Source organism: Luteibacter sp. E-22 (genome assembly GCF_049913125.1).
In the GTDB taxonomy this organism is placed as follows: domain Bacteria; phylum Pseudomonadota; class Gammaproteobacteria; order Xanthomonadales; family Rhodanobacteraceae; genus Luteibacter.
The window spans coordinates 1,859,179-1,884,997 of the sequence record NZ_CP183975.1; the positions used below are offsets into that span (position 1 = coordinate 1,859,179).

Below are 25,819 nucleotides of genomic sequence, written 5' to 3' on the forward strand. Positions count from 1 at the left end.
CGCTGCGCATGGCTCCATCAGTTCATCACCTCATCGATGCGAGATATGTAGGGGAGTTGGTAGTGGCCGTGAGGGTGCAGCGCGCGGCAGCGGAATATGAGCGCGGCCATGACGTAAAGACCGCGCTTCACCCGCCCCCCTCCCGCACCCGGCTCAGAACACCACTTGTGCGCGGACCCCCAACGAGTTGCCTGAATCCGGGCCCTGGAAGCTGCCGACCTTGTTGTCGGTATTCCAGTGGATGTAGTTCAGCATCAGCCGTGACCAGTCGTTGAGGTACCAGTTGAGGCCCAGCGTGTAGCTCTTACCGGTGCCGCCCCGCGGCGCGCCCGTGTAGTCGTAGTGGTCGACGCGCCCGGCCAGTTCGAACGCACCCCAGCCGCCGGAGGTGACGGGATCGTTTACCTTCACCGCTTTCCAGCTGCCCGAGCGGCTGGAGAATCCCGGTGCCTCGCCGGTGATCATCCAGCCGGCGGCGAAGCTCGACCCGTGGCGGCTAACCGAATCGGCCGTGCTGGAGTCGATCGTGCGCTTGCCGTACTCGGTCATCATCCAGACGTTGCGCATCACCCCGCCGAGTTCGAAACCCTTGCCGTGGTCCTGTGTCGGATTCGCGATCGAACTGGCGGAGACGGCGAGGTTGTCGTTGTAGTCGAGGGCGATGGCCGGCGTGTTGTTGATGCTGGTGACGCCGTCGCTGATCTTCTCGTAGTAGTACCAGGCACCGACGTGCAGGAAACCGTCCTGGCTTTTCCAGGGATTCCAATGCGCGCGGGTGAGGTAGGTGGTGGTGTCGGTGTGTGTGCCGGAGGTGGAACTGTTCGGCGCATTGCCGCTCACGGACAGGCTGTAGTGCCAGTTGCTGCCGTACATGCGCATCTGGCCGCCCATGCCGAAGTAGCTGATGACCGGCTGGCCTACCGCCGTGGCCGCGTTGCGCAGCATGAAGGGCACGCGGGCGGACTCGGATGAGCCCTCCGTGCCGAGGTCCTTCAGGAAGTTGCCGAGGTAGAACTTCGTCGTATTGCCGAACACCTTCGTGGTGTAGGTGAGGTAGGTCTGGCGTAGCGCCACTTCGTTGTCGGCGAAGTCGGCTTCGATGTGATAACCGATGTTGCCGATCGTACCTTCGCCGCCCAGCCGGGCGCTGGTGATCTGTGCGCCGCTGATGTTGCGGGTGTCGTAGTCGGAACCCTTGGTGCGGGTGAAGTCGAGCAACAGGCGGCCATCGGGCTTGAAGGTGAAGAAACCGTCGTCACTTCGGAAGGTGGGGCCGGCTTCGCCGCCGCGTCCCCAGCGTGCTCCGCCGCCGGAAGACGTGGTCGTGGCGCCGCGCGCCATCGTCAGCGCCAGTTCGCTCTCGCGGGTATCGGCGATGGCGGCGTCCACCTGGGCCTGGTGGCGATCCTCCGGCGTCTCCGCCGTCGCGCTGGCGACAGATGGCGTTGTGGCGGCGGCAGGATGGCGTTCGTTTTCGACGGCGGCCAGCCGCTTTTTCAGGTCGTCGATCTGCGCGGCCTGCTGCTTGATGAGTTTCAGCAGTTCGGCGTTGGTTACGTGGTCGGCGGCCAGCAGCGGCGAGGAAGCACTGGCGAACAGCACGGCGGCGATCGCCGGATAGAGGCGGGACTTGCTTGTCTTCATGGCATGGGTCTCGTCAATGGCGATCAGTTGTCGTCCGGACCGGCATCGTCGGCAGCGGGAGCACGAGGCGCCGCCGTCGGCATCGCGAAGGGGCCGGTGTCCACCGACGAGAAGAAGCCGGCACGGCGTGCCCAGGCGGCGAACAGGCGCGGCCATGCCGCCACCGCCGAACCCGGATCGCCCAGGCCCCAGCCGTGGCCGCCCTTGTCGAACACATGCAGTTCCGCGTCGACGCCGTTTTTCCTCAGTGCGTCGAACATCACCAGGCTGTTACCGACGTTCGCTATGGGATCGTCGGCGGCCTGGGCGAGGAAGGTGGGCGACGTGTCGTGGGATACATGCAACTCCACCGAATAGGCCTGCACGGCGTCGGCCTGCGTGGACAGCTCGCGACTGGAACGCGTGGTGTCGAAAGGCTTCTGCAACGACACCACGGGGTAGATGAGCCCCGCGAAATCGGGACGTGCCGACTGCCCATCGGCGGCATCCACGGCCGGATAGAAACTGTCGGCGAAACGGGTCTCCGCGATGCCGGCGAGGTTGCCTCCCGCGGAGAAGCCGAGCACGCCCACGCGTTTCGCGTCGACGCCCAACTCCGCCGCATGGGCGCGAAGCACGCGCAACGCCCGCTGCGCATCCTGGAAGGGCGCGACCGCAGGCCAATGGTCCGCGGGAAGGCGGTAATAGAGCACCACCGGCGTCACCCCGAGCGCGGCGAGCCACTTCGCCGTCGGCATGACCTCATGGCCGATGCCGATGCGGAAGTAACCGCCACCACCGATCAGGATCACGGCCGCGCCATTCGGCCGCGCGGGCTTGTACACCTCGATGCGCGGACGGCTGATGTTGGAGACGGCGCCGACGCCGGTGCCCGATTGACCGATACGCTCGGGACCGCGGGGGCCACCGCCACCGGGGGGCGTACCCGGCCACAGGTCGATGACGACCGGTTTGCCGGCATCCGGCGCGGCTTGCGCGATGGCCTGGCCGCAGCCGGCGAGGACGACCGCCGCGATGAGCGTGGCGCGGAGTAGCTTCATGGTTGTTCCCCCTGTGTGGCGATGAGCGTGGCGCCGTCGCCGGCGCGATTGAAAAGAGCGTCGTCGAGCGCCTCGCGGTCGAGCGCGCCCTCCCAGCGGGCGACGACGATCGTCGCCACGGCGTTACCGACGAAGTTGGTCAGCGAACGGCATTCGCTCATGAAGCGGTCGACGCCGAGGATCAATGCCATGCCTGCCACGGGTAACGACGGCACGACCGAGAGCGTGGCGGCGAGGGTCACGAAGCCAGCCCCGGTAACGCCTGCCGCGCCCTTGGAACTGACCATCGCCACCAGCAGCAGGGCCACTTGTTCGCCCAGGGTGAGCGGTGTGTTGGTGGCCTGCGCGATGAACAGCGCGGCCAGGGTCATGTAGATGTTCGTGCCGTCGAGGTTGAACGAGTAGCCGGTGGGCACGACGAGGCCGACGACGGATTTGTCGCAACCGGCGCGTTCCATCTTCTCCATCAGCGAGGGCAGGGCCGCTTCGGACGACGAGGTGCCGAGCACGAGCAGCAATTCGGCCTTGAGGTAGCGCAGCAGCCGGAAGATCGAGAACCCGGCGAGGCGGCCCACTGCGCCGAGCACCACCAGCACGAACAGCAGCGAGGTGAGGTAGAAGGTCGCGACGAGGAACAGCAGGTTCGACAGGGAGCCGATGCCGTAGCGGCCGATGGTGAAGGCGATCGCGCCGAAGGCGCCGATGGGCGCCGCCTTCATCAACAGGTGGACGAGCTTGAACACCGGTTCGGTCAGCGCCTCGAAAAAGGCCACCACCGGCCGTGCGCGCTCGCCGGCCAGGGTCAGCGAGATGCCGAACAGCACGGCGAAAAGCAGCACCTGCAGGATATTTCCCGAGGTGAAGGCGCCGACGACGGTCTCGGGGATGATGTCGAGCAGGAAGCCGGTGAGCGAGATGTCGTGCGCCTTCGAAGCGTAGGTCGCGATTTCCTTCGTCGACAGCGTGGTGGGGTCGATATTGAGGCCCGCGCCCGGCTGAACCACGTTGGCCACGACAAGCCCGACGACCAGCGCGAGCGTGGAGAAGACGAGGAAGTAGATCATCGCCTTCAACACTACCCGGCCGACGGCGTTCAAATGGGGCATGCCGGCGATGCCGGTGACCACTGTGAGGAAGATCACCGGCGCGATGATCATCTTCACCAGCTTGATGAAGGCATCGCCAAGGGGCTTCAGCGATTCGGCGAAGGCGGGCCAGTAGTGGCCCAGCACCGCGCCCAGCGCGATCGCCAGCAGCACCTGTGCATAGGTCTGGCGATAGAAGGGCAGCGGGGCGGGGGTGGCGACGGGGCGAACGGACATGGCGGCACGACGGTTTCGCCCGGAAAGGGCGGTGCCGATTTGTAGCCCCTGCGTGCCATCCAGCCCATAGCACATTCCGGCTAGGGAACCCGCCGACATGCGAGGATGGAACCCATGCCCCGACCGCGCGCCATCCGCATCCTCTGGCTGCTTGCCCTCGTGACCGCCATGGCGGTCACCGCGGCGTCGGGCGGGTGGTGGGCGTGGCGTCGCGCGCTGGACGGCATCGCCAGGCAATCGGCCGATCGGCTCAACCTGCATGCGCTGGCGGTGCAGCGCCTGATCGACCGTTTCACCGTACTGCCTGACGTGCTCGCGCTCGATCCCGAGCTTCGCGCGGCGCTTTCAGGACCTTCGTCGGCGATCGATACGCCGGCGCTGAATACCAAGCTCGTCAAGGCCAATGGCGCCGTGCATGCCTCGACGCTGACCTTGCTCGATCGCCAGGGCCGCGCGCTGGCGGCGAACAATTGGAACACCCCGGAAAGCAATGTCGGCCTCGACTACGGCTTCCGCCCGTATTTCCAGGACGCGATGCGCGATGGCCGGGCCACGTTCTACGCCGTGGGCGTGTCCACGAATGTGGCGGGCTATTTCATCGCCCGGACCGTGGACGACGAGAGCGGCAGGCACGTCGGTGTCGTGGTGGTGAAGATCACCCTCGACGACGTGCGCGACGACTGGTCGCGTGGCGACGACATCGTGCTTCTCGCCGACCGGCACGGTGTCGTCTTCCTCGCCAATCGGCCGGACGATTGGATGTATCGCACCTTGCTTCCGCTCGCACCCAGGGATGCCGCCTCGATCGAGGAGACGCGCCAGTACGGCGGGCGCCCGCTGCCTCCCATCGTGAGGCGAACACTCGGCGACGCGGGCGAGGGTGCGGAGCGCGTACGCGTCGACTCGCCCACGCTGCGCCACGAGGTGATCTGGCGCAGCCTGCCATTGCCACGGCAGGACTGGACGCTGCATCTGCTGGCCGATGCGCGGCCCGCCGCCGTCGCCGGACGGAACACGGCGCTCATCGTGCTGGCCGGGTGGCTTCCCCTGATCCTGTTCGGCCTGTTCCTGCAACAACGCATTCGTCTTGCACGCCTGCGCCAGCGCAGCCGCGAGGAACTCGAACGGATGGTCGCGCACCACGCGGCCGCCTTGCGTTCCGCCCAGGACAGCGTGGTAGCGGCCGCCCACGAGGCGACCCGGGGTGGCCATGGCAATCTCGAACACCTGCCGCAGGGCGTCAGCGTCGTGGACGCGAACCTGCGCCTGGTCGCCTGGAACTCGCGATACCAGCAGATCTTCGGCTTTCCCGGTGAGCTATTGCAGGTCGGCCGGCCGATCGAGGATGTGTTCCGCTTCAACGCACGCCGCGGCCTGTTGGGGCCCGGCGACGTGGAAGAAGCGATCCAGCGCCGTCTCGACTACCTGCGTGCCGGCAGCCCGCACATGTACGAGCGCGAGCGGCCGGATGGCACCACGATCGAGATACGCGGCAATCCGCTGCCGGACGGCGGCTTCGTCACCAGCTATGCCGACATCACCGCGTATAAGGCGGCGGCGCGCGAACTGCGCACCCTCGCCAGCACGCTCGAACGACGCGTGGACGAGCGTACCCGGGCACTCAACGACGCCAAGGCCGAAGCCGAACGCGCCAATCGCTCGAAGACGCGTTTCGTCGCCGCCGCCGTGCACGACCTGTTGCAGCCGCTGAACGCGGCGCGGATGTTCGTTGGCGCCCTGGCCGGCGGATCGTTGGCGGCGGAGGAACGGCAGTTGCTGGAGCGGGTGCGCAGCGCGCTCGACACGCAGGACGAGATGCTGGCGAGCCTGCTCGACGTGTCGCGCCTGGAGGGCGGTGCGGTGGAGGCGCGTTTCGTGGCGCTGCCGCTGGGGCCGATGCTCGCCGAGCTTGCCCGGCAGTTCGGCGTGCTGGCGGAAGCGCGTGGCCTGGACCTGCGCATGGCGGAAACGCGGGCCGTGGTTCGCAGCGATCCATTGCTGTTGCGCAGGGTGTTGCAGAACTTCCTTTCCAACGCCATCCACTACACCCCTCGTGGGCGCGTCCTGCTCGGCGTGCGGCGGCTGCATGGCCAGGTGCGCATCGAGGTATGGGACACCGGCATCGGCATTCCCGAGTCGAAGACGCGGGCGATCTTCGACGAGTTCCTGCGACTGGACAACGGCGTGGACCGCGATCGCCGCAGCGCGGGCCTGGGCCTGTCCATCGTCGAGCGGATCGGCCGCCTGCTTGGCGCCGCCATAGGCGTGCGTTCATGGCCCGGGCACGGCAGCGTCTTTTCCATCACGGTGCCCCTGGCGGGCGAGGGCGCGCCCGTCGCGGCGGATGCCGCCCGTGGTGAAGACGAATCGCCGTTCGCGGGCAAGCGGATCTTCCTTATCGATGCCGACATCGGCACGCGCCAGGCCACGACCGCGCTACTGGCTTCGTGGGGTTGCGACGTGGTGTCGGCGGGCAGTGCCGGCGCCGCGCTGCGTTTCGCAGAGACCGACGAGGCACCCGACATCCTGTTGCAGGAAGATCCCCTGGACGGCGTCGCTGGCGACGAGTTGCGCGCGGCGCTGATGGCGCGTTGGGAGCATGTGCCGCCGACCGTCCTGATAGGCGACGCGCCCAGCGCATCGGATATCGAGCGAGCCAACGCGGCCGGCCTTCGCTATCTCGTGAAACCATTGGCTCCGGCCCGCTTGCGCGCGGTCATGAGCCGGCTGTTGATGGTCTCTGGCTAACCGGGATGTGACCCGTCGACGCCTTCATCGAGGTCGAGGGATTTCACCAGCACGGCGGCTTGCGTGCGCGAGCGGCATTCGAGTTTGGAGAGCACCGCCGTCACGTGGATCTTCACCGTGTTCTCCGCGAGGCCCAGCTCAGCGGCGATCTGTTTGTTGAGCAGGCCCTCCGCCATCAGCATCAGCACGCGGAACTGCGCGGGAGTGAGCCGTGCGAGGCGCGCGGCGAGGCGCGCGTCGTCGTCGCTGCGTTCGGCACGCGCGGCGGCGAAGGCGGTGCCGCCGTTCATCACCTCGTTCACCGCGTCGCGCAGCACTTCGGCCGGCGCCGATTTCGAGACGAAGCCGGCGGCACCGAATTGCTGGGCGCGCCGCACGTTGCGCGGATGGTCGTTCGACGACACCACCAGCACGGGGATGTCCGGATGCTCGCCGCGCAGCCAGAGCAGCGACGAGAACCCCATCGCGCCGGGCATGGTCAGGTCGAGCAGCACCAGGTCCACCGTTTCGTTACCCGCGAGCACGGCTTCCATCGCGCTGTGGCTGGCGGCTTCCAACGCCCGGCCACCACGCAACGGTTCGGCGAGTGCATGTAACAGGGCGCCGCGAAACATCGGATGGTCGTCGGCGATCAGCAAGGTCAGGGCCATCGGTGCATTCTAGCCCGAGGCTGCCGCGCGGTCCGTCTCGTCTCCGTGTTCACGTCTCCTGCACTTCGCCGTCGCCGGCGAACGAGCCGGCGGCGCGGCTGTAGTATGGTGACCGCAAGCGGCGACAACGCCGCCATCGCGGAGCCCTGAGCATGCTTCAGAAGGCCACGCCCGAGCGGCCTGAAGAACCGGCCATGCGCGAGGTGCTCGACGGGCACCGGCGCGGGTTCTCCGCCCTGTTGCCTTTCGCCGGTCCCGCCGTGGTCGTATCGGTGGCCTATATCGACCCCGGCAATTTCGCCACGAACATCCAGGCCGGCGCCCGCTATGGTTATGCGCTGCTTTGGGTGGTGCTGATGGCGAACCTCGTGGCCATGCTGTTCCAGAGCCTTTCGGCGCGGCTGGGCATCGTCACCGGACACAGCCTGGCGGAGCTTTGCCGCGAGCACCTGCCGAAGCCCCTGGTCTACGTCATGTGGGTGGTGAGTGAGCTTGCCGCCATGGCGACCGACCTCGCGGAATTCCTCGGTGGCGCGATCGGCCTCGCGCTGCTGTTCGACCTGCCGCTGCTGGTGGGCATGGGCATCACCGCGATCGTCACGTATGCGCTGTTGCTCCTGGAGGGTAAGGGCTATCGTCGGCTGGAACTGACCATCGGCGCGCTCGTGGGCGTGGTCGGCCTGGCGTACCTCGCCGAGTTGTTCATCGCACCGATCGGTTGGCGCTCACTCGGCCAGCAGATCTTCGTGCCGAGCCTTCCGGACGGCGCGGCGGTGGCGATCGCCGTGGGCATCATCGGTGCCACCGTGATGCCGCATGCGCTGTTCCTGCACTCCGGCCTGACCGAGCGGCGCGCGCGCCCGAAGACCACCGACGAGCGGCGGCGCATCATCGGCCTGTCGAACCTGGAGGTGATCCTCGCCTTGTCGGTGGCGGGTCTCATCAACCTGGCGATGGTGGTGATGGCGGCCGGCGCCTTCCACGGAAGCCATCCGGACGTCGCGAAGATCGAGACGGCGTACCAGACCCTGGTGCCGCTGCTCGGTGGCGCGGCGGCGACGATCTTCCTCATCTCGCTGATCGCCTCCGGATTCTCCAGCTCGGTGGTCGGCACGATGGCGGGGCAGATGATCATGCAGGGCTTCGTCAACTTCCGCATTCCGCTCTGGCTGCGCAGGGCGGTCACGATGTTGCCGAGCTTCGCCGTGGTGATCGCCGGCGTGGACGCCACGCGCGCGCTGGTATTGAGCCAGGTGGCCCTGAGCATCGCCTTGCCGTTCCCCATGATCGCCCTGGTCTGGTTCACCAGCCGCCGCCACATCATGGGCGTGTTCACGAACCGCCCGGCGGTCACCCTCGCCGCGATCGTGGCCTCGCTCATCGTGCTCAGCCTCAATATCGTGTTGCTGCTCGACACGTTCGGTCTCGTCTCCCTTTGACCGCAAAGCTGGTAACCTCCCGCGCCTGACCGACCGGAGAATCCCATGAGCCTCATCCAGACCCCCGTTTCCTACGGCGAACTGCTCGACAAGATGACGATCCTCCAGATCAAGCTGCAGGAGATCAAGGACGAGGCGAAGCTGGCCAACGTGCGCAACGAGCTCGAACTGCTCGACGCCACGTGGAAGAACGACAAGGCGTCCGAAACGGATATCGCCGAAGAAACGGCACGCCTGCTGGCGGTCAACCAGCGCCTGTGGAAGATCGAGGACGATATCCGCATGAAGGAGCGCGCCCAGGCCTTCGACGACGAGTTCATCCAGCTCGCCCGTTCCGTGTATATCGAGAACGACGAGCGCGCGGCGATCAAGCGCGAGATCAACCTCAAGCTCGGCTCCACCCTGGTCGAAGAGAAGTCCTACCAGGATTACCGCGCGCCCCAGGCCTGATTAGCCCAGGCCCGACTAGCCGATAAGCGGCAGGTGGAGGTGCCTGGCGCAGGCTTCGAAGCGGTCGACCATCTCGTCGACCTGGACGAGGTCCATGACGCCGGTTTTCTCGATCTTCGTACCCCAGGGGATTTCCGACGCTGGCTTGCCGAGGAACTTCCGCGAGGCGGCGTCGTATTTGTCCACGCACCAGCGGCGGTCCGAATAGGGCCCTGAGCGGTGGGGGTTACTGGCGGCATGCAATCCCAGCACTTTCACGCCGGCCGCGTTGGCCATGTGCATCGGCCCGGAATCGGGCGTGAGGATCATCGCGCTGCGAGCGAGCAGGGCCATGAACCGCTTGAGCGTGTCCTTGCCGGTAAGGTCCAGCGGTGCCTGCCGGACCGCCCCCAGGACGGCGTCCGCCAGGCCGCGCTCGGCATCGGAGGGGCCGCCCACCAGGGCCACGCGCATGCCGCGCGCCATGGCATGGTCGATCAGCGCGGCGTAGCGTTCCACGCGCCAGTTGCGCACGGTATGGCTCGACATCGGGCTCACCAGCAGGGTCGGCGCATCGCCCGGCAGCTGTTCCGCGGCCCATTCATGGGCATCCTCCGGCACGGGGATGTCCCAGCGCACCTCGGTCTGTTTCAGGCCCAGCGGCTCGATGAAGCTGGCCATCGCATCCAGCACGTGTTCACCGGTGCGCGCCTCGATCCGTTCGTTCACGAACAACCCGTGCAGGTCCTTGGAGCGGGCCTGGTCGTAGCCGATGCGCCGGTCGGCCTTCACCGCCAGGCTGAGCAGGTTGGAGCGCAGGGCCACCTGCATGTGGAGCAGGGCGTCGAACCGGCGGCCGGCCAGCGCCTGCCGTACGTCGCGCATGCCTTCACGCCCCTTGCCCTTGTCGAAGGTGACGAACTCCACGCCGGGCAGGTCGCCGACCAGACGCCGCTCGAGCTTGCCGACGATCCAGGTGAGGCGGGTGGCCGGCGCCTGGGCCTGCAGCGTGCGCACCAACGGGACGACGTGGGTCACGTCGCCGATGGCCGAGGTGCGCAGGATGCAGAGGCTGGAATCTCCCGGCGGGAGTGGACGGCTTGGTAGACTGGACACGGATCGGGTTACCGGATGAGTGGCCGCGGAAGGCGGCCGGGCAAATGACAGAGCAACGAGTGGAGGAGGGCGCGGGCGGCACGATTCTGTTCGACGCGGCCCGTGTACCTCAAGTCGACGATGGCTGGTTCTCGCCCCACCGCTGGCGAGAACGCGGTGCCTTGCGCGCGCAAGCCGGGGGCCGGGGCGGCGTGGCGATCATCGACACGCCCGCCGGCGAGGCCGTGCTCCGGCATTATCGCCGGGGTGGCATGGTGGCGCGCCTCCTGGGCGACCGTTACCTGTTCACGGGCGCCCAGCGTACACGCAGCGCGCGCGAATTCCGCCTCCTGGTCGAACTCGCACGGCGTGGCCTTCCCGTGCCTCCGGCCCTGGCCTCGCGCTATGTCCGTCATGGCCTGCGTTATTCGGCCGATCTCATCACCTTGCGCATTCCCGATGCCGCCACGCTGGCGGAACGTCTCGCCGATGGCGCCTTCAATGCCGGGTTGGCCGGCCGGGTGGGCGAATTGATCGCCCGCTTCCATCGCGAAGGCGCCTGGCATGCGGACCTCAACGCGCACAACATCCTGGTCAATGGCGACGGCCTCTTCCTGATCGACTTCGACCGCGGCCGCCTGCGCACGCCCTCCGCCGGATGGCAGAGGGCGAACCTCGCCCGCCTGAAACGCTCGCTGGTGAAGCTGGGCGCGCGCGACGCCGCCGGCGACACCTTCGACGCCGAATGGTGGCCGGCCCTGATCGAGCAATACGAGCGGAGCCTGCGCGCATGACCTGGGACCTGCGTTTCCTCGGCACCGGCGCGGCGCATGCCGTCGAGCTGGGATCGTCGGCGGTCGTGCTCGAACGCGATCGCCAGCCGTTGCTCCTGGTGGATTGCGGACCCGACACGCTCGACCGCTACGTGGAGGCCTACGGCGCGCCACCACCGGCCCTATATGTCACCCACGTGCACATGGACCACGTAGCCGGTATGGAGCGGTTGTTCTTCCGGCTCTGGTTCGACGAGGCGCTGCGCGGGCGCACCAAGGTCTTCGTGCACGCCGCGCTGTTGCCCTGGTTGCAGGGCAGGGTGGCCGACTATCCCGGCGCGCTGGCCGAAGGCGGCGTGAACTATTGGGAAGCTTTCCATCTCGTACCGTGCATGCGCGGGTTCTGGCACGAGGGCCTGTGGTTCGATGTGTTTCCCACGCGCCACCACGTGCAGGGCACCTCGTATGGCCTGGCGTTGCGCGGCAGCTTCGTCTTCACCGGCGACACGCGCCCGGTGCCCGAGGCGATGGCGATCCACGCGGCCAACGGTGAGCTGATCGCCCACGATTGCGGCGTGATCGGCAATCCCTCGCACACCGGCGTGGACGACCTGGAGCGGGAATATCCGCCCGAGGTCCGCGAACGCATGGCGCTGTACCATTACGGCGGCGTCGAGGATGGCGAGACGCTGGTCTCACGCGGATACCGGATCGCCCGGCCCGGCGAGTCGCTTGCCTTGCCCGAGCCGCATCCGCCGCGTCCTACGGCGGGTTAGATCTCGCTCCGGACCCCTCGCCGCTTGCCCCGCCGGGGCGCTGACGTTATCCTTCCGCTTCTTTGCCGGACAGGAAGCCGGGGAAGAGGTTGTACAAGTGCGGAGAGGTGTCCGAGTGGTTTAAGGAGCACGCCTGGAAAGTGTGTATACGTTAATAGCGTATCGCGGGTTCGAATCCCGCCCTCTCCGCCAGTTTCACCTATCTCTTATGGTGGCCCTGTCGGTCCCCCCGCGACGATAGTCCGTAAACTCCGCCAGGTCCGGAAGGAAGCAACGGTAGCGGACGATTCGGGTGCCGGGGTGTGGCTGGCAGGGTCATCGCCTTTTCGGGGGCAAGCTTTCGCGACCCTCCGGTCCTTGGCACAATCCACTGTCGTCCCAAGGTACTACGCATGTCCTATCAGGTCCTCGCACGCAAGTGGCGCCCGCGCAAGTTCGCCGAACTCGTGGGTCAGGAGCACGTGGTCCGCGCGCTGACCAACGCGCTCGACTCCGGGCGCATGCACCATGCCTACCTCTTCACCGGCACCCGCGGCGTGGGCAAGACCACGATCGCGCGCATCTTCGCCAAGTCGCTCAACTGCGAGCGCGGTGAATCGGCCGATCCCTGTGGCGAATGCGCCGTCTGCACGGCGGTGGACGCCGGCCGCTTCGTCGACCTGCTCGAGATCGACGCGGCCAGCAACACCGGCGTGGACGACGTGCGCGAGGTGATCGAGAACGCGCAGTACGCGCCCTCGCGTGGACGCTTCAAGGTGTACCTGGTCGACGAGGTGCACATGCTTTCCAAGCCGGCCTTCAACGCCTTGCTGAAGACGCTGGAAGAGCCGCCGCCGCACGTGAAGTTCCTGCTCGCCACCACCGATCCGCAGAAGCTGCCGGTGACGGTATTGTCGCGCTGCCTCAAGTTCAACCTGAAGCGCCTGCTGCCGGAACAGATCTCCGGACAGATGCGGCACATCCTTGGCGCGGAAGGCATCGAATACGAAGACGAGGCCATCGGCGAACTCGCGCATGGCGCGGATGGTTCGCTTCGCGACGGTCTTTCGCTGCTCGACCAAGCGATCGCCTACGGCGGCGGCTCGCTGCGCGCGGCCGACGTGCGCGCCATGCTCGGCAGTGTCGAGCGCGGCCAGGTGCTGGGCGTGCTAGAGGCGCTCGCCGCTGGCGACGGCGCGGCGCTGATGGCCGAATCGGATCGCATCGCGTCGTTCTCGCCCGATTTCGCCGGCGTGCTCGACGACCTGGCCACCGTGCTGCACCGGGTCCAGCTGCTCCAGCTGGTGCCAGGCTATCGCGGCGAGGAAAGCGACACCGGGCTGGCCTCCCTCGCCGAGCGCATGGTGCCGGAAGACGTCCAGCTCTACTACCAGATCGTCACCAATGGTCGTCGCGAACTGCCGATGGCGCCGGACGCCCGTATCGGCTTCGAGATGGTGCTGCTGCGCATGTACGCGTTCCGTCCGGCCGAAACCGGACAGGGTGCCGCGCCGACGCGTGCGCACGCCGCGCCGTCGCCTGCCGCTCAACCGCAGGCGGCACCGCCGCGTCCGGCGGCGTCCACTCCGCCATCTCGTCCGCCGGCCGCACCCGCACCCGCACCCGTGTCTCGTCCGCAAGCCGCGCCCGTCGCGGCTCCGGCACCCGCTCCCGTCGCCTCGCCGCCCGCGCCGCCGCGCCCGGTCACCGTCGACGCCAACGGCCTTCCGGACTGGCATGAGGTCGTCGAACGCGCCAACCTGCGTGGGCCGATCGGCCAGTTGGCGCAGAACTGCTCGTTGCGTGGCGTGGAGGGCGAGAACATGGTGCTGGCCTTGATGCCCTCGCACATGCATCTGGCGGTGGAACCGCTCACCAGCCAGATGGAAGAAAAGGTCTCGCAGGCACTCGGCCGCCGCGTTCGCTTCCGCTTCGTCGCCGACCACGGCAACCTCGGCACGCCCGCCGAGCGCAGGGCGCAGGCACTCAACGAGGCCCAGGCCAACGCGGAGGCCTCGATGGAGGCCGACCCGCTCGTACAGACCCTCAAGCGCGAATTCGACGCGCGCGTCATCCCGCAATCGATCAAACCCGTGGAGCCAGGAACGTGAAAGGTCAAATCGGTCAACTGATGCAGCAAGCCCAGCGCATGCAGGACGAAATGAAGCGCGCGCAGGACGAACTCGCCAAGACGGAAATCACCGGCAGCGCCGGTGGCGGCCTGGTCACCGTGACGATGACCGGCGGCCATGAGGTGCGTTCCGTGCACATCGATCGCCAGGCCTTCGCCGACGATCCGGAAATGGCCGAGGACCTCGTCGCCGCCGCCGTCAACGATGCGGTGAACAAGATCGCCGAACTCAGCCGCAACCGCCTCGGCGGTGTCACCGCCGGGCTCAACCTGCCGCCCGGCTTCAAGATGCCGTTCTGACGGATTGCCGCCTAGACCATGAGTAACGGTTCCCGCCTGCTTGGCGAGTTGATCGACGCCCTGCGTTGCCTGCCGGGCGTCGGTGCGAAAAGCGCACAGCGCATGGCTTTCCACCTGCTCGAACGCGAGCGGCAGGGCGGGCTGCGTCTGGCCTCGGCATTGGAATCGGCGATGCGCGACGTGGGCAACTGCACCCGTTGCCGCAATTTCAGTGAGACGCCGGTGTGTTCGCTATGCGCAGGCCCCAGCCGCGACAAGCACGTGCTTTGCGTGGTGGAATCGCCTTCCGATCTTGCCGCGATCGAGCAGGCCACGGGCTATCGCGGCCACTATTTCGTACTGCTCGGCAGGCTGTCGCCGCTGGACGGCCTCGGTCCGGACGAACTGGGCTTGCCCCTGCTGGCCGAACGGCTTGGCGAAGGCGAGGTCGACGAGATGATCATCGCCACGAACCCCACCGTCGAAGGCGAGGCCACCGCGCACTACATCGGCCAGCTGGCGAAGGCCGCGGGTATCCGTGCCACGCGCCTCGCGCATGGCGTGCCCCTGGGCGGCGAACTGGAGTTCGTCGACCGAGGCACGCTGGCCCACGCATTCGGCAGCCGCCAATCGCTCGGCTGATCCCCAAGGAAAAACGACGCATGTCCGACACCATCTTCGCCAAGATCGTCCGCCGCGAAATTCCCGCCGATATCGTCTACGAGGACGACGATGTGCTCGCGTTCCGCGACCTCAATCCGCAAGCGCCCGTGCACGTGTTGTTCATCCCCAAGCGCGCGATCGCCACGCTCGACGATGCCACGCCGGCCGATGCCGAGTTGCTGGGCAAGCTGCTGCTGGCGACGGCTTCGTATGCGCGTGCGCAGGGCCTGGCGGAAAACGGCTACCGCACCGTGATCAATACCAACAGCCACGGTGGGCAAACCGTGTTCCACATCCATGTGCACCTGCTCGCGGGCCGGCAGATGACCTGGCCACCGGGCTGAGCGAAGGGAAGGGAAGGGAAGCGAAGAGAGGGGAAGGAAGCCTGTGGGAGCCGGCCTTGTTGTGGGAGCCGACTTTGTCGGCGATGGGTGCTTGCCGCAATCTGGCCCGCTGCCGCGGGATCGCCGACAAGGTCGGCTCCCACCCGAAACGAACAAGGTCGAACCACACCCGAAACGAAGAAGCCGGCTTTCGCCGGCTTTTTCGTTTCTACCTTCAGCGCGCGCGCGGCGGCGGGTGCGGGACCGGGCGCGGCACGATGATCGTGCGCGGGCGGTACCAGAACGGGTCGCCCCACGGACCATAGCCGTACGGCCCCCAACCCGGACCCCAGCCCGGACCCCAGAACGGGTCGTAGAAGCCTGGCGGGTATCGCGTCACCGGGACGCGCTTGGGCCACAGGTAGACGACATCGGCCTCGACGCGCGGGTAGGCGTAGTCGAAATCGCCGACCTTCTGCGTGACGGCGCCGTGCAGGGTGCCGGTGACGGTGATCTCGCGCCCGCGGGTGAAGACCTCCGGATCGTAGAAGCCGTCGCGGCAGGCCACGAAGCGGCCCTGGCTGTCGGTCTTGCTGGCGGTCGGGCGGGCCTCGCTGTCCAGCGGCTCGGACAGGACGAAGAAGCAGGTCTGCTGCGGGCCCGGCTCGGTCTTGATGATCTCGCCGCCCCAGCGCACCTTGGCGCCCGGCGCGCCGCCTTGCTGGGCGCCGGCCGTGGATACGTCGTTGAACTGGCCCTGCAACGGCTGCGGCACCGTGGCGCATGCGCCAAGGGCCAGCGTCGCGGCGGCGATGACCAGCGGTTTGTACATGGACATGTCACATCTCCTGGAGGCACCGGGCACGGCCGATACCATGCCTGTTATTTGACCACGCGGCGCGCCTTTAATTCCTTCACCGCACGACCGAATTCGCTCACCGATTCAGGCGGCGGTTCGTCATACCCGTAGCGCAACCGCAAGTAAAGCTCGCTCAACCTTTCCAATGCATTTCTTTGCGCGGGCAGCGCGCGTGCGGCGCGCGCGAGGAAATGCTTGGGTCCTTCGCCGGCCCGTCGCGAAACACCTGCCTTCGCAAGCTTTCGCTGTAGCCGCCGCATGCACGCATCCAGTGCATCGCCTTCACGACGCTGGAACAACGCCCAGCCCAGCGCGGCCGCCACCAGCAAGGCACAGCCGACCGCAAAGACCAGTGCAAGATCGGTGACCTCGGCATGGGCGATGCCGAACGGCTGCAGCAGTCCCTGCTGGCGTAACGCGTCGAAACCGATAACGCCGCGGTTCCACCATTGGTTGACGACATCCCAGCGGTCGCGCAAGTTGCGCAACCAGGGCATGTCGAACAGTCCTTCCTCGCCGCCATGTCCCGCCGCGGCCGCGGCCGCACCCAACTGCACGCGCTCGGGCCTGACCGAGGCGGTGGGATCGAAACGCACCCAGCCACGGCCTTCCAGCCAGAGCTCCGACCATGCGTGCGCGTCCGATCGGCGTACCAGCAGGTAACTACCCGTGGTGTTCCAGTAGCCACCCTGGTAACCGGTGACCACGCGGGCGGGAATGCCGGCCGCACGCATGAGGAAGGTGAAGGCCGAGGCGAAGTGTTCGCAGTAGCCTTCGCGCGTCTGGAACAGGAAGTCGTCGATCCGGTCCCTGCCCAGCGGGGCAGGCGCGAGCGTGTACGAAAAACCGTCATGGAACATCGCCAGGGCGGCTCGCGCGATGGCCGCATGATCGGCGCCATAACGTTGCGCCCAGGACACCGCCAACTCGCGTGCCTTCGGTCCGGCGCCCATCGGCAGTTGCAGGTTGTCGCGACGAACACCCTCGTCCAGGACCGGTTCGAATCGATAACCGGTGGCGGCGAGCGCGGAGAAGGTCAGCACCTCGTCGATGCGCCGGTTGGCCAACACCGTGTGGTCCGGCCGCAGGACGGTGTCGGGTGGCGCCATCGTCGCCAGATCGAGCATCGGCACGACCCGGTCATGGGTCGGTTCGAGCGACGCCTGGTATGCGATGCGCTTGCCGTATTCGGCGTCCGACGGCGGGCGCCGCGTGCTGCGCGAGCCCGGGCTCCAACCATCGCCATCGAACAGTTGCATCGTGTATGCGCGGAAATAGCGAGCGGTATTCGGTGGCGGTGGACCGTCGAAGCTGACGCGCAGAGCCGGCGTGTCGTCAGTCATCAGGTCGAGCATGGCGCCCGGCGCCAACCGGTTCGACAAGCCGGTGACCGCCTGGCTGTTCTGAGGCGTGCCCCAGAGCGGCGTGCTGAGGCGTGGCACGAAAAGGAAGGCGAACAACGACAGCGGCACGGCGGCAAGCAACACGAGAAGCACAGGCGTGAACTCGCGTGACCATGGCGTCGCCTGCGGCTCCACTTCCTCCAGTGAGCGCAACGTGGCCAGTGCCGGCACCAGTCCCAGGCTCACGAAGAGGCTGGCGACCAGGCCCTGGTCGAAGAGCAGGGCGCTCATCAAGGCGAAGCACGCGAACGCGATACCGACTCGCGCATCGCGCCGGTGCTCGCTCTCCAGCAGCTTGAGCACCAGCAGCCCGACGGCGAATGCACTGCCCGGTTCGCGTCCGAACAAGGTGCCGTTCTGCAGGATCACCGCGGCCAGCAGCAGCCCGATGAGCGGCAGCTTGATCCAGAAGGGCGCGTTCCGGCCGCCGCGGCGGCGCTGCTGCCAACGGGCGACGAGCACGACGCCCAGGGCGGTGGTCAGCCACCATGGCAGGTGCGCGGCGTGGACCAGCAGCACGAAGCCCATGCTGAGGCAGAGCAGGTCGAACGATCGTGCGTGGAGCACGGGCTCGCCTGTCGGCCGGCGGCGCAGCGAGGGCCGGACGCCGGTCACGGCCGCAGCGCCAGGGCGGTCATGCAACGGTGGTAGTGCTCGTCGCCCAGGGCGACGTCGAAATACCCGTCCGGCAGTTTCAGGCTCCAGCGCCTGCCGGTTTCCCTCGCCTCGTCGATCCATCGGGCGAGGCGCGCGATGCGCGACTCGTCGTCGAGGCCATGCATGCCGTCCCAATCCAGCCGCCAGTCTTCCTGAGGAGCGGGTTGTTCGAGATCCTTCACCAGCAGGCCATGGTGACGTGCGCTCAATTTCCAGGCGATCTGCCGCCGCGGATCGCCCGGCCGGTATTCGCGCAGGGCGGCCAGTTCGTCACCGGGGCGTGGCCGTCCGCGATCGGCATCGCCACGCGGTTCGAAGGGCTTGGGGCCGAGCGCCTCGGGGCGCGGATAGATGAGCACGGCGCGATCGGGATTGAGCCAGCTCCATACGCGGAACATGCCCAGCGGCCAGCGGCTGTGCAATCGCATGCGTGGCAGTGCCAGCCATCCGCGGAACTCCGTGGGCAGGTCGAATTCCACGGTCGTGGCGGCGCCGGCAGGTACGATGAAAACGTGCTCCCGCCCCTGGATATCGAGACGCACCGCCATGCGTTCGCGCTGGCTGGCACCGATGTCGAGCGACACGCGGATGGGTTCGCCGGCCCGGGCGGTTCCGGCGCGAAGGCCGCCGATGGTCAGGCCGTTGAGTACACGAAAGGCCACGAGCATGCTGCCGGCGGTAGCGGCGCCAAGCAGGCAGGTGAGCATCAGCGCCGCGTTGTTGGCGTAGTTGAGCGAACCCACCAGCATCACGCCGAGCAGCACGGAAAAGCCCACGCCGAAACCGGTCGGCACGATGTAGATGCGCCGGCGATGCAGCTGGATGGGCAGGGATTCGCGTTGGCGCAACCGGGTCAGCGAAGGCAGGCGGCGTTCCGCCCACGCGACCAGCCGCTGGGCGCGTGGTGGCATCAGGGCACCGCGGTCTCGGCCAGGATGGATCGCGCGATGGCTTCGCGGTGGCTGCCGCGACCGGGAACGAGGCGGTGCGCGGTGGCCGGCACGAAGACGGTCTGCAGGTCTTCCGGGATCACGTAGTCGCGGCCGCTCAACAAGGCCCACGAACGCGACGCGGCGAGCAAGGCCAGGCCGGCGCGGGGCGAGAGGCCCACGCGCACCTCGTTGTGTTTCCGGCTGGCGGCAAGCAGGGCCTGGAGGTAGTCGAGCAGCGCGGAGCTGACTTTCACCGACTGCGCCGCGGCATGCAGCTGACCGATCGCCGCGATGTCGAGGCGCGGCGTGAGCGAAGCCATCATGTCGCGGCGATCCTCGCCGATGAGCAGGGCGCGTTCCGCGGCGGGGTCGGGGTAATCGAGGCTGAGCCGCAGCATGAAGCGATCCAGCTGCGAATCGGGCAGGGGGAAGGTGCCGGCCAGATCGAGTGGGTTCTGCGTCGCCACGACGAAGAAGGGACGTGGCAGTTCGCGGGTGACGCCGTCGACGGTGACCTGGCCTTCGGCCATCGCTTCCAGCAGGGCGCTCTGCGATTTCGGCGTGGCCCGGTTGATCTCGTCGGCGAGCAGCAGGCTGGTGAAAATGGAGCCGGGATGAAAACGGAATTCGCCGGTCTCGCGCTCGTACACGCTGACCCCGATAATGTCCGACGGCAGGAGGTCACTGGTGAACTGGATGCGCTGGAAGTCGAGATCGAACGTAGCGGCCAGCGCATGCGCGAGCGTGGTCTTGCCGACCCCGGGCACGTCCTCCAGCAGCAGGTGCCCGCCTGCGATGAGGCAGGTGAAGGCCAGCTTCACCTGGCGAGGCTTGCCCAACAGCACCCCGTTGACCTGGGCCAGGGCGGCATCCAGGCGATGCCGGAGCATTTCATCGTGGAGTGGATTCGTCGCGGACATGATCGATGCGTCTGCCCCCCGTCCTGGCCATGTCGATGAGTGAGCGTTCGAGTGTAGCGGTGCCGGCGCGATCCTGGCGAGGAATGTTCCTCGTCCTGCTAACCGTGTCCTTCATCGCCAAGGTGGTCATAGCGTGCACGTTGTCGCCCTTCGGTGACGAGGCATTCTATTGGCAGGAGAGCCTCGCGCCCGCGTGGGGCTATAGCGACCTTCCGCCGCTTACCGCATGGTTGATCGCCCTTTCCGAGGGTGTGCTCGGTCATGGCCTTTTCGCCATGCGCCTGCCGTTCCTTCTTATCGGCGCCTGCGTGCCGTGGCAGGTGGCCGCCATCGCAAGACGCTACGGTGGTGACGCGGAGCGTTGGCAGGCGGCTACCTTCGCCCTGGTGTTGCCGCTGGTGGGAAGCCTTGGCGTCTTGGCGTTGCCGGACGTGCCGCTCACCTTCGCGATCGTGCTGGCGACACGGGGCCTGCTCGCGGCGCTGGAAACCGCCCGGCTTCGCGACTGGGCATGGCTTGGACTGGGGCTCGCCATCGCATGGGCCACGCATTACCGGGCCGCGATGGCGATGCTTGCCGGGGTGATCTTCCTGTTGGCGATGCCGCGTGGCCGTGCACAGTGGTCGCGGCCCGGCCTGTGGCTGGCATCGGCGATCGCTTCCATCGGCCTGCTGCCGCTCATCTTCTACAACGTGGGGTCGCAAGGCGCGGGGATCGCGTTCCAGGTCGTCGAACGTAACCCATGGCGCTTCCATGCCGATGCCCTGGTGCAGCCGCTCGAGCAGGCGGTCACCTGCACGCCCGTGGCATGGGCTGTGATGTTGTGGGCGTTGTGGCGATCGTGGCGGCGACGCGACGAGGCACCTTTCGATGCGGTGGCGATCATCGCCGGCACCTTCGTCGTGGCGTATTTCGTGCTCGGCCTCTTCGCGGACGACATACGTTTCCGCGTGCACTGGCCGCTGCCCGGATATGTGCTGATCTGCGCCGTCCTGCCGGGCCTGCTTCGCGATGCCCCCACGGCCTGGCGGCGGACGGCGTTCGCGGGGTTCGTGCTCGCCGGTTTCGGCCTTGCGGCTGGCCTGGGTTATCTGGGGCTGGCCGCTTCGAAGGACGGCGCGGCGCGTCTCGCCGGCGTCAAGGCCTTCCCCTCGAACTTCACCGGCTGGAGCGAAAGCGCGCAGGCGGTCCACAAGCAGCTCGCGCTTCGGCCTGGGGCGATCGTCGTGGCCGACAACTTCATGCTCGCGGCAGAGCTGCGCTTCGCGTTGGGTGGTGCGCGCGAGGTGTATTCGCTGGACAGTCCCTTGAACACCAAGCATGGGCGCGCGGCGCAACTCGCGGCCTGGCGGCTCGACGAATCGGCGCTCGCGGCGCATGCGGGGCAGCCTCTCCTGCTCGTGGTCGACGAAACGTCGTTGCGGGAGCGAGAGAAGAAGGACTGGCTGGGCTCGCTCTGTTCGCGCGTGGAAGGCGCGGCACCCTTGGAACGGGTGGATCGCTTCGATGGACGCCGGCGTTTCGCCTTGTACGCAGCCACCGCGCGTGCGATGCGCGGTTCGTCGACCGATCCCGATGCCTGCGTGGTGTGGACCTCGGCCTATCGGGCATCGCTTGTCCCATAGCCTTCGCGAAAACCTACGGAAGCACGACCCCGGCGGCGCGCAGCAATCGTGAGGTGGCGATCAACGGAAGGCCGATCAGCGCCGTCGGGTCTTCATTGTCGATACGTTCGAACAAGGCGATGCCCAGGCCCTCGCACTTGAAGCTTCCTGCGCAGTCGAGGGGCCGTTCGCGTTCGACATAACGGGCGATGTCTGCCGTGCTCAGTTCGCGGAAACGCACCCGCGTCTGGTCGACATGCGTTGTCGCGTCCCCCCGCAAGTCGATCACGCAGACCGCCGTGTGGAAGATCACTTCGCGGCCCGAACTGGCTGCCAGTTGCTTGTGTGCCGCATGCACGGTGACCGGCTTGTCCAGCACGGTGCCATCGAGATCGGCGACCTGGTCCGAGCCGATCACGACCGCGCCCGGACGGGTCTCCATCACCGCGCGCGCCTTGGCCTCCGCCAGGCGAGCCGCCCTGGCGCCGGGACGCTCATCCGGGAGGGCGGCTTCATCGGTGCCCGGCGAGGCCTGCTCGAAGTGTTCGAGCAGGCGCCGCAACAGGCTGGCGCGGTAGGGCGAAGTGGAGGCGAGGACGACGGTGGCTTGCGGCGACACGATCAGAATTCCTTGTGGATATGTTCGCGCACGGCGGTATCGAGCGCCGTCTGCGCATCGTCGAGGGCACGCAACCGCGGTTCGAGCTGATGCCGGGCCCTGACCAGGGCGTCCACCGCCTCGTCCAGTTCACGCTGGCTGGCGTCCGGCGCCCGGTCGCGTATCCACAGGCGCTGCTGGAGCAGGGCGCGCAGCCCCGAGTCGACCGCTTGCTGGGCTTCGACCTCGCCGGTGGCGGGCAGGTCGGGGCTGACCGACATGACGGCGTGGGCTCGCTGCAGGCGGTCGCGACAGTCCTTGAGATCGGACTCCAGTCGATCGGCATTGTCCATGAGGTCTTGCAGGGCGCCATGCCGGCGCCGCGAGCGCTGGTGCCGTACCGTCCACGCACACAAGCCCACGGCGACGACGATCACCCCGGCAAGTGCATAATAGGCAAAGGAAAACACGCGACCTCTTCCCCCTGGTAGGCGTGCTGCGGCAAACTGGCCTGAAGGAAGCGAGTCTGCCCGAAAGTCCCGACACTGCGCAAAAGCGTGCCGTTCCTGGATGCCGGACGCCTAACCGGTTGACTTCAAGGGTGTTGATGCCTACCATTTCACGATTATGTCCGTGACTTTGCCATCGTCCGTGGACGCTTGGCGCGAGGTTCGTGCGCGGCGTTCGTTCCAGGGTCAGCTCCCCGTGTCCGCATTCAAGCGTCTCGGAGAGGTGGTCGTGTCCTCCGAGGGGGACGTGACCTACACACTGGATTTCGGTCGCGACGAATTCGGTACCGCCTACGTGGCCGTGCTTGCGAAAGCCCAGCTGACGCTGATTTGCCAGCGTTCCCTGGAGCCTTTCCAACTGCCGGTCGAGGTCGATACCCGTCTCGGACTGATCGTCGAGGAAAGTGAAGAGGCTTCGCTGCCCCCGGGTTACGAAGCGCTGCTGGTCGAACAGGATGGCAAGCTCGACCTGGTCGCGACGATCGAAGATGAACTGCTGTTGGCGCTGCCCCTGGTTCCGGTCAATCCGGACCATGAGTTGCCCGACGATGTAACCGGACCCGGCGAGGACGAAACACCCTCGCAGGAAACATCTGAAAACCCGTTCGCGGCACTCCGCGGACTCATAAAGTAATTTCGCTGGAGATTTGTCATGGCCGTTGCCAAAAGCCGCAAGACCCCGTCCACCCGCGGCATGCGTCGTTCGCACGATGCGCTGAAGACCGTGCAGCTGTCGACCGATCCGACGAGCGGCGAAGTCCACCTGCGTCACCACGTGACGAAGGATGGCTTCTACCGTGGCAAGAAGGTCATCGACACCCGCGGCGCGGTTGAAGTCGAGGACTGATCTCCCTACCTTGGGGAAGATCACAACGCAGGCGGCGCGGTAACGCGCCGTTTTGCGTTTGTGGCATCCAGTTTTCCGGCCCCGGGGCAGACATCGTTCCGGGCGAATCCTCCCTCACATGGGGATACGGTTCTGAAATACGCCCGCATCATCGGTACCGGCAGCGCGCTTCCCGAGAAAGTGCTGACCAATGCCGACCTCGAAAAGATCGTCGACACGAGCGACGAGTGGATCCGCACGCGCACCGGCATCACCGAGCGCCACATCGCGGCGGACGGTGAAACCACCGGTGACCTCGCCTTCCTCGCCGCGCAGCGCGCGCTCGAGGCCGCCGGGGTCAAGGCGTCCGAGATCGACCTCATCGTGCTCGGCACCACCACCCCCGACATCATCTTCCCGTCCACCGCCTGCCTCGTGCAGCATCGGCTGGGCGCCAACGGTTGCGCGGCGTTCGACGTCAACGCGGCATGCTCGGGCTTCGTCTACGCGCTGGGCGTGGCCAACGCCTTCATGCGCAGTGGCCAGTCGAAGAAGGCCCTGGTGATCGGCGCCGAAACGCTCACCCGCATGGTCGACTGGACCGAGCGCGAGACCTGCGTCCTGTTCGGCGACGGTGCCGGCGCCGTGGTGCTGGAGGCCTCGGACGAGCCGGGCATCTTCACCACGCGCATGCGCGCCGACGGGGGATTCAAACACCTGCTGTTCAATCCGGTGGGTGTGTCCGCCGGGTTCACCGACGAACCCAACCATGGCGTGCGCATCAACATGCTCGGGCGCGAGGTCTTCAAGGTCGCGGTGAAGACGCTGGATTCCCTGGTGGGCGAGACCCTCGAGGACGCCGGCATGAAGGAAGAGGAGATCGACTGGCTGATCCCGCACCAGGCGAACCTGCGCATCATCGAGGCGACGGCCAAGCGCCTGAACATGTCGATGGACCGGGTCATCGTCACGGTGGACAAGCACGCCAACACGTCCTCGGGCTCCGTGCCGCTCGCGCTCGACTACGCCGTGCGCTCGGGCAAGGTCCAGCGTGGCCAGAACCTGTTGCTGGAAGCGTTCGGCGGCGGCTTCACCTGGGCTTCGGCGCTGCTGCGCTACTAGGCCGCCGAAATCGCCGGCAGGGTCGACTCCCACAGGGAGTCTTCCCCTGGGTTGGCAACGCTCCACACGCCCGCGAATGGTGCATTCGCCCATCGGTTGCTGGCACCATGCGCGGTTTGAAGTACCGGAATCGCTTCGCATGACCTCATCCAGTGCATCGCTCGCCTTCGTTTTCCCCGGTCAGGGTTCGCAGTCCGTCGGCATGCTGGCCGACCTGGCCGCGGCGCACGGGGAAGTCCGCGCCACCTTCGAGGAAGCCTCGGCGGGCGCCGGCATCGATCTTTGGGACATCAGCCAGAATGGCCCCGAGGACATCCTCAACAGCACGGAAAACACGCAACCGGCCCTCCTGGCCGCCAGCGTCGCCGTCTGGCGCGTGTGGCAGAAGCTGGGTGGCCCGGCGCCGGCCTACCTCTCCGGTCACAGCCTGGGCGAGTACAGCGCCCTGGTAGCCGCTGGCGCGCTCTCGCTGAAGGATGCGGCAGGCTTGGTCGCCCAGCGCGGCCGCCTGATGCAGGCCGCGGTGCCGCCCGGTGTGGGCGCCATGGCGGCCATCCTCGGCGGCGACGACGCGCAGATCGCCCAGGTTTGCGAGGAAGTCGCCCAGGGCCAGGTCGTCGCCCCGGCCAACTACAACTCCCCCGGGCAACTGGTGATCGCCGGCCACGCCGAGGCGGTGGACCGCGCGCTCGCCCGCCTGGCCGAGCTTGGGGTGAAGAAGGCGGTGAAGCTGGCTGTGTCCGTGCCCTCGCATTGCATGCTCATGCGCGATGCGGCCGACAAGCTCGGGGAAGCGATGAACGCGTTGGAGTGGCGCCTGCCCTCGATCCCGGTGGTCCAGAACGCCGATGCCCGGGTGCATGCATCCCTGGAAGACATCCGCGGCGCGCTGATGCGTCAGCTCTACTTGCCGGTACGCTGGACCGAATGCGTGCAGGCGCTGGCCGCCGCAGGAATCGTCCAGACGATGGAATGCGGCCCGGGTAAGGTCCTTTCCGGCCTCATCAAGCGCATCGACAAGTCGATCGATGGCAAGGCCATCGGCACCCCGGCCGACCTCGAGGCGGCGCTGTCCCCCGCGTCCGCCTGATCCCTTCA

The 25,819-nt window shown here is 67.2% G+C and carries 25 protein-coding genes, 1 tRNA gene and 1 other RNA gene; 16 read left to right on the plus strand and 11 right to left on the minus strand.

The features are described from left to right. Positions 1–153: 153 nt before the first annotated feature. From ACN9M2_RS08400 to ACN9M2_RS08410, 3 genes are read right to left on the minus strand one after another with little or no spacing between them, the layout of a single operon-like run. Positions 154–1,644, minus strand: a complete 1,491-nt coding sequence (locus ACN9M2_RS08400) for an OprO/OprP family phosphate-selective porin (RefSeq protein WP_426287633.1) — start codon at positions 1,642–1,644, stop codon at positions 154–156. Positions 1,645–1,667: 23 nt separating this feature from the next. Continuing rightward, positions 1,668–2,684 (minus strand): alpha/beta hydrolase, encoded by a 1,017-nt coding sequence (locus ACN9M2_RS08405; RefSeq protein WP_426287634.1) that lies wholly within the window; start codon positions 2,682–2,684, stop codon positions 1,668–1,670. Continuing rightward, positions 2,681–4,006, minus strand: coding sequence for a dicarboxylate/amino acid:cation symporter (locus ACN9M2_RS08410; protein WP_426287635.1), 1,326 nt, complete (start codon positions 4,004–4,006; stop codon positions 2,681–2,683). The genes ACN9M2_RS08405 and ACN9M2_RS08410 overlap by 4 nt, the downstream gene beginning before the upstream one ends. Before the next feature lie 114 nt (positions 4,007–4,120). Between ACN9M2_RS08410 and ACN9M2_RS08415 the strand changes: the two genes are divergently transcribed. Beyond that, a complete protein-coding gene (locus ACN9M2_RS08415; protein ID WP_426287636.1) occupies positions 4,121–6,754 on the plus strand; it encodes a hybrid sensor histidine kinase/response regulator in 2,634 nt (877 codons plus the stop codon). On the opposite strand, the gene ACN9M2_RS08420 is transcribed toward ACN9M2_RS08415, so the two are convergent. Beyond that, positions 6,751–7,404: a response regulator gene (locus tag ACN9M2_RS08420; RefSeq protein ID WP_426287637.1), complete on the minus strand. Its 654-nt coding sequence runs from the start codon at positions 7,402–7,404 to the stop codon at positions 6,751–6,753. The two genes, ACN9M2_RS08415 and ACN9M2_RS08420, sit on opposite strands and share 4 nt — an antisense overlap. 152 nt (positions 7,405–7,556) lie before the next feature. Here ACN9M2_RS08420 and ACN9M2_RS08425 point away from each other — a divergent pair, with 152 nt between their 5' ends. Continuing rightward, positions 7,557–8,843 (plus strand): Nramp family divalent metal transporter, encoded by a 1,287-nt coding sequence (locus ACN9M2_RS08425; protein ID WP_426287638.1) that lies wholly within the window; start codon positions 7,557–7,559, stop codon positions 8,841–8,843. Between the two features lie 45 nt (positions 8,844–8,888). Then, a complete protein-coding gene (locus ACN9M2_RS08430; protein WP_426287639.1) occupies positions 8,889–9,293 on the plus strand; it encodes a DUF6165 family protein in 405 nt (134 codons plus the stop codon). A 15-nt stretch (positions 9,294–9,308) separates the two neighbouring features. On the opposite strand, the gene ACN9M2_RS08435 is transcribed toward ACN9M2_RS08430, so the two are convergent. Beyond that, positions 9,309–10,388 (minus strand): glycosyltransferase family 9 protein, encoded by a 1,080-nt coding sequence (locus ACN9M2_RS08435; protein WP_426287640.1) that lies wholly within the window; start codon positions 10,386–10,388, stop codon positions 9,309–9,311. A 44-nt stretch (positions 10,389–10,432) separates the two neighbouring features. On the opposite strand from ACN9M2_RS08435, the gene ACN9M2_RS08440 reads away from it, so the two are divergent. The 8 genes from ACN9M2_RS08440 (at position 10,433) to ACN9M2_RS08475 (ending at position 15,312) form a co-directional block, all read left to right on the plus strand. Continuing rightward, positions 10,433–11,161, plus strand: a complete 729-nt coding sequence (locus ACN9M2_RS08440; RefSeq protein WP_426287641.1) for a 3-deoxy-D-manno-octulosonic acid kinase — start codon at positions 10,433–10,435, stop codon at positions 11,159–11,161. Next, on the plus strand, positions 11,158–11,916 hold the full coding sequence (locus ACN9M2_RS08445) for an MBL fold metallo-hydrolase (protein ID WP_426287642.1): 759 nt from the start codon (positions 11,158–11,160) through the stop codon (positions 11,914–11,916). Before ACN9M2_RS08440 ends, ACN9M2_RS08445 begins: the two co-directional genes overlap by 4 nt. Before the next feature lie 101 nt (positions 11,917–12,017). Then, positions 12,018–12,108, plus strand: a tRNA-Ser gene (locus ACN9M2_RS08450). A 26-nt stretch (positions 12,109–12,134) separates the two neighbouring features. Next, positions 12,135–12,231, plus strand: an RNA gene (gene ffs, locus ACN9M2_RS08455) — signal recognition particle sRNA small type. Between the two features lie 77 nt (positions 12,232–12,308). Then, complete coding sequence (gene dnaX / locus ACN9M2_RS08460) at positions 12,309–14,006, plus strand: DNA polymerase III subunit gamma/tau (RefSeq protein ID WP_426287643.1); 1,698 nt, start codon at positions 12,309–12,311, stop codon at positions 14,004–14,006. Then, positions 14,003–14,326, plus strand: coding sequence for a YbaB/EbfC family nucleoid-associated protein (locus tag ACN9M2_RS08465; protein WP_306847417.1), 324 nt, complete (start codon positions 14,003–14,005; stop codon positions 14,324–14,326). Before dnaX ends, ACN9M2_RS08465 begins: the two co-directional genes overlap by 4 nt. An 18-nt stretch (positions 14,327–14,344) precedes the next feature. Next, on the plus strand, positions 14,345–14,947 hold the full coding sequence (recR, locus tag ACN9M2_RS08470; RefSeq protein WP_426287644.1) for a recombination mediator RecR: 603 nt from the start codon (positions 14,345–14,347) through the stop codon (positions 14,945–14,947). A 20-nt stretch (positions 14,948–14,967) separates the two neighbouring features. After that, on the plus strand, positions 14,968–15,312 hold the full coding sequence (locus tag ACN9M2_RS08475; protein ID WP_426287645.1) for a histidine triad nucleotide-binding protein: 345 nt from the start codon (positions 14,968–14,970) through the stop codon (positions 15,310–15,312). A gap of 214 nt (positions 15,313–15,526) precedes the next feature. On the opposite strand, the gene ACN9M2_RS08480 is transcribed toward ACN9M2_RS08475, so the two are convergent. Genes ACN9M2_RS08480 through ACN9M2_RS08495 form a run of 4 tightly spaced genes read right to left on the minus strand, consistent with a single transcriptional unit; the run spans position 15,527 to position 20,062 of the window. Next, a complete protein-coding gene (locus tag ACN9M2_RS08480) occupies positions 15,527–16,129 on the minus strand; it encodes a Slp family lipoprotein (protein WP_371023010.1) in 603 nt (200 codons plus the stop codon). 44 nt (positions 16,130–16,173) lie between these two features. Next, positions 16,174–18,120 (minus strand): transglutaminase TgpA family protein, encoded by a 1,947-nt coding sequence (locus tag ACN9M2_RS08485; RefSeq protein WP_426287646.1) that lies wholly within the window; start codon positions 18,118–18,120, stop codon positions 16,174–16,176. 44 nt (positions 18,121–18,164) lie between these two features. Continuing rightward, the gene (locus ACN9M2_RS08490) at positions 18,165–19,121 is read right to left on the minus strand and encodes a DUF58 domain-containing protein (RefSeq protein ID WP_426287647.1); all 957 of its coding nucleotides are present in this window, start codon (positions 19,119–19,121) and stop codon (positions 18,165–18,167) included. Continuing rightward, positions 19,121–20,062 (minus strand): AAA family ATPase, encoded by a 942-nt coding sequence (locus tag ACN9M2_RS08495; RefSeq protein ID WP_426287648.1) that lies wholly within the window; start codon positions 20,060–20,062, stop codon positions 19,121–19,123. Before ACN9M2_RS08495 ends, ACN9M2_RS08490 begins: the two co-directional genes overlap by 1 nt. Before the next feature lie 5 nt (positions 20,063–20,067). Between ACN9M2_RS08495 and ACN9M2_RS08500 the strand changes: the two genes are divergently transcribed. Next, positions 20,068–21,687 carry an ArnT family glycosyltransferase gene (locus ACN9M2_RS08500; protein WP_426287649.1) on the plus strand — a complete coding sequence of 540 codons (1,620 nt, stop codon included), beginning with the start codon at positions 20,068–20,070 and terminating at the stop codon, positions 21,685–21,687. A 13-nt stretch (positions 21,688–21,700) separates the two neighbouring features. Here ACN9M2_RS08500 and ACN9M2_RS08505 read toward each other — a convergent pair whose 3' ends face one another. Both ACN9M2_RS08505 and ACN9M2_RS08510 read right to left on the minus strand, forming a co-directional pair. Next, complete coding sequence (locus ACN9M2_RS08505) at positions 21,701–22,285, minus strand: Maf family protein (protein ID WP_426287650.1); 585 nt, start codon at positions 22,283–22,285, stop codon at positions 21,701–21,703. A gap of 2 nt (positions 22,286–22,287) precedes the next feature. Further along, positions 22,288–22,734: a hypothetical protein gene (locus ACN9M2_RS08510; RefSeq protein WP_371023004.1), complete on the minus strand. Its 447-nt coding sequence runs from the start codon at positions 22,732–22,734 to the stop codon at positions 22,288–22,290. Positions 22,735–22,891: 157 nt separating this feature from the next. Here ACN9M2_RS08510 and ACN9M2_RS08515 point away from each other — a divergent pair, with 157 nt between their 5' ends. The 4 genes from ACN9M2_RS08515 to fabD all read left to right on the plus strand — a co-directional run bounded on the left by ACN9M2_RS08515 (position 22,892) and on the right by fabD (position 25,811). Beyond that, positions 22,892–23,407, plus strand: coding sequence for a YceD family protein (locus ACN9M2_RS08515; protein ID WP_426287651.1), 516 nt, complete (start codon positions 22,892–22,894; stop codon positions 23,405–23,407). An 18-nt stretch (positions 23,408–23,425) separates the two neighbouring features. After that, positions 23,426–23,620 (plus strand): 50S ribosomal protein L32, encoded by a 195-nt coding sequence (gene rpmF, locus ACN9M2_RS08520; RefSeq protein ID WP_072321355.1) that lies wholly within the window; start codon positions 23,426–23,428, stop codon positions 23,618–23,620. 132 nt (positions 23,621–23,752) lie between these two features. Then, complete coding sequence (locus tag ACN9M2_RS08525; protein WP_371023073.1) at positions 23,753–24,721, plus strand: beta-ketoacyl-ACP synthase III; 969 nt, start codon at positions 23,753–23,755, stop codon at positions 24,719–24,721. Positions 24,722–24,860: 139 nt separating this feature from the next. Further along, positions 24,861–25,811: an ACP S-malonyltransferase gene (gene fabD / locus ACN9M2_RS08530; protein ID WP_426287652.1), complete on the plus strand. Its 951-nt coding sequence runs from the start codon at positions 24,861–24,863 to the stop codon at positions 25,809–25,811. The last annotated feature ends 8 nt before the right edge of the window (positions 25,812–25,819 follow it).

Excerpts from the sequence above, each read along its gene's own strand:
- ACN9M2_RS08400 (WP_426287633.1), bottom strand. The coding sequence starts at position 1,644 with ATGAAGACAAGCAAGTCCCGCCTCTATCCGGCGATCGCCGCCGTGCTG.
- ACN9M2_RS08405 (WP_426287634.1), bottom strand. The coding sequence starts at position 2,684 with ATGAAGCTACTCCGCGCCACGCTCATCGCGGCGGTCGTCCTCGCCGGC.
- ACN9M2_RS08410 (WP_426287635.1), bottom strand. The coding sequence starts at position 4,006 with ATGTCCGTTCGCCCCGTCGCCACCCCCGCCCCGCTGCCCTTCTATCGC.
- ACN9M2_RS08415 (WP_426287636.1), top strand. The coding sequence starts at position 4,121 with ATGCCCCGACCGCGCGCCATCCGCATCCTCTGGCTGCTTGCCCTCGTG.
- ACN9M2_RS08420 (WP_426287637.1), bottom strand. The coding sequence starts at position 7,404 with ATGGCCCTGACCTTGCTGATCGCCGACGACCATCCGATGTTTCGCGGC.
- ACN9M2_RS08425 (WP_426287638.1), top strand. The coding sequence starts at position 7,557 with ATGCTTCAGAAGGCCACGCCCGAGCGGCCTGAAGAACCGGCCATGCGC.
- ACN9M2_RS08430 (WP_426287639.1), top strand. The coding sequence starts at position 8,889 with ATGAGCCTCATCCAGACCCCCGTTTCCTACGGCGAACTGCTCGACAAG.
- ACN9M2_RS08440 (WP_426287641.1), top strand. The coding sequence starts at position 10,433 with ATGACAGAGCAACGAGTGGAGGAGGGCGCGGGCGGCACGATTCTGTTC.
- ACN9M2_RS08445 (WP_426287642.1), top strand. The coding sequence starts at position 11,158 with ATGACCTGGGACCTGCGTTTCCTCGGCACCGGCGCGGCGCATGCCGTC.
- dnaX (WP_426287643.1), top strand. The coding sequence starts at position 12,309 with ATGTCCTATCAGGTCCTCGCACGCAAGTGGCGCCCGCGCAAGTTCGCC.
- recR (WP_426287644.1), top strand. The coding sequence starts at position 14,345 with ATGAGTAACGGTTCCCGCCTGCTTGGCGAGTTGATCGACGCCCTGCGT.
- ACN9M2_RS08475 (WP_426287645.1), top strand. The coding sequence starts at position 14,968 with ATGTCCGACACCATCTTCGCCAAGATCGTCCGCCGCGAAATTCCCGCC.
- ACN9M2_RS08480 (WP_371023010.1), bottom strand. The coding sequence starts at position 16,129 with ATGTCCATGTACAAACCGCTGGTCATCGCCGCCGCGACGCTGGCCCTT.
- ACN9M2_RS08490 (WP_426287647.1), bottom strand. The coding sequence starts at position 19,121 with ATGCCACCACGCGCCCAGCGGCTGGTCGCGTGGGCGGAACGCCGCCTG.
- ACN9M2_RS08495 (WP_426287648.1), bottom strand. The coding sequence starts at position 20,062 with ATGTCCGCGACGAATCCACTCCACGATGAAATGCTCCGGCATCGCCTG.
- ACN9M2_RS08500 (WP_426287649.1), top strand. The coding sequence starts at position 20,068 with ATGCGTCTGCCCCCCGTCCTGGCCATGTCGATGAGTGAGCGTTCGAGT.
- ACN9M2_RS08515 (WP_426287651.1), top strand. The coding sequence starts at position 22,892 with ATGTCCGTGACTTTGCCATCGTCCGTGGACGCTTGGCGCGAGGTTCGT.
- rpmF (WP_072321355.1), top strand. The coding sequence starts at position 23,426 with ATGGCCGTTGCCAAAAGCCGCAAGACCCCGTCCACCCGCGGCATGCGT.
- fabD (WP_426287652.1), top strand. The coding sequence starts at position 24,861 with ATGACCTCATCCAGTGCATCGCTCGCCTTCGTTTTCCCCGGTCAGGGT.